This is a genomic window from Streptomyces albospinus (assembly GCF_014648695.1).
GTDB lineage: Bacteria > Actinomycetota > Actinomycetes > Streptomycetales > Streptomycetaceae > Streptomyces > Streptomyces albospinus.
In genome coordinates this window covers 1-5,661 of sequence record NZ_BMRP01000005.1, presented here as the reverse complement: position 1 = coordinate 5,661, position 5,661 = coordinate 1, and the positions used below count along the sequence as shown (strand labels likewise).

4 protein-coding genes are annotated in these 5,661 nt (G+C 69.4%); 1 reads left to right on the top strand and 3 read right to left on the bottom strand.

What is annotated here, in order from left to right; genetic code table 11:
- The coding region (locus tag IEZ17_RS09275; protein WP_189298820.1) for a DedA family protein at nt 1–482 on the bottom strand (482 nt) is incomplete at its 3' end.
- 259 nt (nt 483–741) lie between these two features.
- On the opposite strand from IEZ17_RS09275, the gene IEZ17_RS09270 reads away from it, so the two are divergent.
- Nucleotides 742–1,026, top strand: a complete 285-nt coding sequence (locus IEZ17_RS09270) for a heavy-metal-associated domain-containing protein (protein WP_189298415.1) — start codon at nt 742–744, stop codon at nt 1,024–1,026.
- A gap of 837 nt (nt 1,027–1,863) precedes the next feature.
- On the opposite strand, the gene IEZ17_RS09265 is transcribed toward IEZ17_RS09270, so the two are convergent.
- On the bottom strand, nt 1,864–3,153 hold the full coding sequence (locus IEZ17_RS09265; RefSeq protein ID WP_189298413.1) for a citrate synthase: 1,290 nt from the start codon (nt 3,151–3,153) through the stop codon (nt 1,864–1,866).
- Between the two features lie 176 nt (nt 3,154–3,329).
- Nucleotides 3,330–5,591: an SF1B family DNA helicase RecD2 gene (gene recD2, locus IEZ17_RS09260; RefSeq protein ID WP_189298411.1), complete on the bottom strand. Its 2,262-nt coding sequence runs from the start codon at nt 5,589–5,591 to the stop codon at nt 3,330–3,332.
- Nucleotides 5,592–5,661 lie beyond the last annotated feature (70 nt).

Here is a 5,661-nt window from a genome sequence, read left to right as displayed (position 1 = left end):
AGGCCGATGCCGGCGGCGTAGAGGGGGTTGCCGGCGGCGGCGCTGCCCAGGTAACCGAGGCCGACGGAGTAGGTCGCCCACATCGCCTCGGCGGTGCCGGCGCCGATGACGTATTTGCGCCGCGGGTAGCGCAGTACTCCGGAGGCCAGGGCGCCGGCGATCCGGCCGCTGGGCAGGAACCGTACGGCGATCAAGAAGGGCAGTCCGTAGCGCTGGATGCGCCGCGAGGTCCATTCCAGTGCGGCCCGGCGGCGGGGCCGGCGCAGCATCCAGGAGCGTACGGGGCCGCCGAAGCGGCGGGCGGCGAGGTACATCAGGACGTCGCCGAGGAGGGCGCTGCCGGCGACGATCGCGAGGATCAGGGGCAGGAAGGCGTGGCCTTCGGAGGCGAGGACTCCGGCGGAGACGAGCAGCGCGGAGTTGGGGACCAGTGGCGGCAGGGTGGTGAGCGCCAGCAGGCCGTAGAGGGCGGGTACGTCCATCCGGCCGCCTCCTCGGTTCCGTCCCCCGAGTTCGTACCCCAAGGCTGACGCGTGGCGGGGCGCGCGGCAACGCGGGCACTCAGAGGTTGGACTGATACCCCCATGGGGTATAAAGTTACGCCGTCGGGAGGGCCACCGGGCGTCACCGGCGCCCCTTGCGGCACATGGGCCCCACACTGGACATCTCGCACCACAGCGGCGCCGGCGCCTCCACGCACACGGACCGACGCCGACGCATCGGCATCACGAGGAGAAACCCATGGCTGAGAACAGCTCCTGCTGCACCCCTGAAGGCTCCTGCCACTCCGGCGACACCGCCGTCCAGGTCGGCGAGGTGACCGCCACGTACAAGGTCACCGGCATGACCTGCGGCCACTGCGAGGGCGCGGTGTCGGCCGAGATCGGCGAGCTCGCCGGGGTCAGCTCGGTGCAGGCGGTCGCCGCCACCGGCCTGGTGACCGTCACCTCCAAGGCCCCGCTGGACCTGGAGGCCGTGCGCTCCGCCGTCGACGAGGCGGGCTACGAACTCGCCGGCCAGGCCTGACCCGGCACCCCCTCCACCACCCAGGCGCAGGCCGGACCCGCCATCGGCAAGACGGCCTGCGCCTCGCGCGTCTCAGGAGCCGGGCCGCCCGATCCGGCGGCCGACCAGGGCGGCGACGACCGATTCAGGGGTTTCGCGCCGCCGGCCAAACTTCGCGCCGCTCGCCAAACTTCGCGCCGTTCACCGGACTTCGCGCCGTTCACCGGACTTCGGCACCGCCGCCGCCCCGCGAAACCTTGAATATTCACATTGCTCTTACAACTGGCACAACACCCATACCTACGGGCCTTGATCTCCAGATCGCAACCCTTGACCAGATTCGCCCCCATATGGCAAGAGACCCAGATCACACTCATCGGAACGTAACCATTGAGGGGGGTCGCGAGTCTAACCGGGCGGTGCAAGCACCCCGGCGGGGCTTGCACTGCAACAGCCGTGCCGGTCTTGGGGGATCGCGCCCGGCTACGCGTGGCCGGGGCGACGCGCGCGGGGAGCTTTGAGCGGCCCTCCCGTATGTGCGCGTCCCGGCAGAGCGCGGTGCAACCCGGAACGCCCGGCCGGATCCCGTGGGGGGAATCCGCACCGGGACATGGGAAGCGCCCCGCACTCTGGACCCGTGGGGGGATCCGGAGGCGGGGCGCTTTCGTCTGTGCACCGACGGCCATCAACAGCACGTTCACCGGCCGGGCGTTCCTGCGCCCGGCCGCGGGCACCGGCGTGCCCGCCGGCGGGCACGTTCACCGGCCGGGCACCCGTCCACCACGTCCCGTTTGCGCGATTATCGATCACCAGCGCGTATCGGCCGGGACCGCGCCGGCCGATACCCGTTGGTCCGGCTCAGCGCTCCTGAACGGGCACGAAGTCGCGCTCGACGATGCCGGTGTAGATCTGCCGCGGGCGGCCGATCCGGGAGCCCGGCTCCTTGATCATCTCGTGCCACTGGGCGATCCAGCCGGGCAGCCGGCCGAGCGCGAAGAGCACCGTGAACATCTCGGTCGGGAAGCCCATCGCCCGGTAGATCAGACCCGTGTAGAAGTCGACGTTCGGGTAGAGCTTGCGCTCGACGAAGTAGTCGTCGGAGAGCGCGTGCTCCTCCAGCTTGAGGGCGATGTCCAGCAGTTCGTCGGACTTGCCGAGCGCCGAGAGGACATCGTGCGCCGCCGCCTTGATGATCTTCGCCCGGGGGTCGAAGTTCTTGTAGACGCGGTGCCCGAAGCCCATCAGCTTCACGCCGTCTTCCTTGTTCTTCACCTTGCGGATGAAGGAGTCGACGTCGCCGCCGGTGGCCTGGATGCCTTCCAGCATCTCCAGCACCGACTGGTTGGCACCGCCGTGCAGGGGGCCCCACAGGGCGTTGATGCCCGCGGAGATCGAGGCGAAGAGGTTCGCCTGCGAGGAGCCCACCAGGCGCACGGTGGAGGTCGAACAGTTCTGCTCGTGGTCCGCGTGCAGGATCAGCAGCTTGTCGAGCGCGCTGACCACGACCGGGTCCAGCTCGTACTCGGCGGCGGGGACCGAGAAGGTCATCCGCAGGAAGTTCTCCACGTACCCGAGGTCGTTGCTCGGGTAGACGACCGGGTGGCCGACCGACTTCTTGTACGCGTACGCCGCGATGGTCGGCAGCTTGGCCAGCAGCCGGATCGTGGAGATGTGCCGCTGCCGCTCGTCGAACGGGTTGTGGCTGTCCTGGTAAAACGTCGACAGTGCGCTGACCACCGACGACAGCATGGCCATGGGGTGGGCGTCCCGCGGGAAGCCGTCGAAGAAACGCTTGACGTCCTCGTGGAGCAGCGTGTGGTAAGTGATGTCCTGCTTGAAGTTCGCCAGCTCATCGACGGTGGGCAGCTCACCGTTGATGAGGAGGTAGGCGGTCTCGACGAACGTGCTGCGCTCCGCGAGCTGTTCGATCGGGTAACCGCGGTAGCGAAGGATGCCCTGTTCACCGTCTAGATAGGTGATCGCGGATTTATACGCCGCGGTGTTGCCATAACCGGAATCCAGGGTCACCAGACCGGTCTGGGCGCGCAGCTTCGAGATGTCGAAGCCCTTGTCGCCGACACTGCTGTCGACGACCGGGTAGCTGTATTCGCCGTCCCCGTAACGCAGTACTACAGAGTTGTCGCTCACGTCATCCCTCACCGACGTTGTGCCTCTTCTTCGAGGTGCCCTGACTGCCTATACCTTCCCCCATTTGGACGTTGGATGTGCACTCGGGGTCGGCCATAGGGCCTCATTACGGCACTCAGTGCCGCGTTGGTGTCCATCCTGCTCCCCTTCGCCCCGATTGGGAAAGAGGGGCGACATCACATCGCTCCGACGAGCCGGTGATCGAGCGCCGTATGCCGCCGACCGGCAGATACGGTCCGTACGGCCTGCCCGAGGGCCCTCCGGGAGCCGACCAGCACCACGAGGCGTTTCGCCCGTGTCACGGCCGTATAGAGCAGATTGCGCTGGAGCATCATCCAGGCGCTGGTGGTGACCGGAATCACCACGGCCGGATACTCGCTTCCCTGGGAGCGATGGATCGTCACGGCATAGGCATGGGCGAGTTCGTCGAGTTCGTCGAAGTCGTACGGAACCTCCTCGTCCTCGTCCGTGAGGACCGTCAGCCGCTGCTCGTCGGCGTCGAGGGCGGTGACCACCCCCACCGTGCCGTTGAAGACGCCGTTGCGGCCCTTCTCGTAGTTGTTCCGGATCTGGGTGACCTTGTCCCCGACGCGGAAGACCCGGCCGCCGAAGCGGCGCTCGGGAAGATCCGGGCGGGCCGGGGTCACCGCCTGCTGGAGGAGGCCGTTGAGCGCCCCCGCACCCGCCGGGCCGCGGTGCATCGGGGCCAGCACCTGGACGTCCCGGCGCGGATCCAGGCCGAACTTCGCCGGGATCCGGCGCGCCACCACGTCGACCGTCAGCCGGGCCGCCGCCTCCGCGTCCTCCTCGGCGAACAGGAAGAAGTCCTTCAGGCCGGTGGTCAGCGGCGGCACTCCGGAGTTGATGCGGTGCGCGTTGGTGACCACCCCGGACTGCTGGGCCTGGCGGAAGATCCTGGTCAGCCGGACCGCCGGCACCGTCCCGCCCGCCACCCGACCACCACCCCTGCCCGACGCGCTGCGCGCGGCCCCATCACCCTCGGCCAGCAGATCCCGCAGCACCTCGCCGGCGCCGACCGACGGCAGCTGGTCGACGTCCCCCACCAGCAGCAGATGGGCGCCCGGCGGCACCGCCTTGACGAGCTTGTTCGCCAGCAGCAGATCGAGCATCGACGCCTCGTCGACCACCACCAGATCGGCGTCCAGCGGCCGGTCCGCGTCATAGGCGGCGTCCCCGCCCGGCTTGAGCTCCAGGAGGCGGTGGACGGTGGAGGCGTCCGCTCCGGTCAGCTCCGCGAGCCGCTTGGCCGCCCGGCCCGTGGGCGCCGCCAGCACCACCTTGGCCTGCTTGGCACGGGCCAGCTCGACCACCGAGCGGACCGTGAACGACTTGCCGCAGCCGGGCCCACCCGTGAGGACCGCGACCTTACAGGTCAGCGCCAGCCGGACCGCCGCCTGCTGCTCGGGCGCCAGCTCCGCGCCCGTACGCCGCGCCAGCCAGGCCAGCGCCTTGTCCCAGACCACGTCCCGGAACGCCGGCATCCGGTCCTCGTCCGTGCGCAGCAGCCGGGTGAGCCGGCCGGCCAGGGAGATCTCGGCGCGGTGGAACGGCACCAGATAGACCGCGGTGACCGGACTGCCGTCCTCCGCGCCCGGCACCTTCTCGCGGACCACGCCCTCCGGGTCCGCGGCCAGTTCGGCGAGGCAGTCGATGACCAGGCCGGTGTCCACCTGGAGCAACTTCACCGCGTCCGCGATCAGTTGCTCCTCGGGCAGGAAGCAGTGGCCCTGGTCCGTCGACTGCGACAGGGCGTACTGGAGGCCCGCCTTGACCCGGTCCGGGCTGTCGTGCGGAATGCCGACAGCCTGGGCGATCCGGTCGGCGGTGAGGAAGCCGATGCCCCAGACGTCGGCGGCGAGGCGGTAGGGCTGGTTCCGCACCACGGAGATGGAGGCGTCGCCGTACTTCTTGTAGATCCGCACCGCGATGGACGTGGACACCCCGACGCCCTGGAGGAAGACCATGACCTCCTTGATGGCCTTCTGCTCCTCCCAGGCCGCGCCGATCAGTTTCGTACGCTTGGGGCCCAGGCCCGGCACCTCGATGAGGCGACCGGGGTCGGTCTCGATCACGTCCAGGGTGTCCGTGCCGAAGTGCTCGGTGATGCGGTCGGCGATCCGCGGGCCGATGCCCTTGATCAGGCCGGAGCCCAGATAGCGGCGGATGCCCTGGATCGTGGCGGGCAGGACCGTGGTGTAGTTCTCCACCGTGAACTGCTTGCCGTACTGGGGGTGGGAGCCCCAACGGCCCTCCATACGGAGCGACTCCCCCGGCTGCGCGCCCAGCAGGGCGCCGACGACCGTCAGCAGATCGCCCGAGCCGCGGCCCGTATCGACGCGCGCGACCGTATAGCCGCTCTCCTCATTGGCATAGGTGATCCGCTCCAGGACCCCTTCCACCACGGCTGCGTTGACCATGACTCGACGGTACCGCCGGGGTGTGACAGCGGGCGGGGGTGGGGCGTTGGGGCGGGGGTGGGGCGTTGGG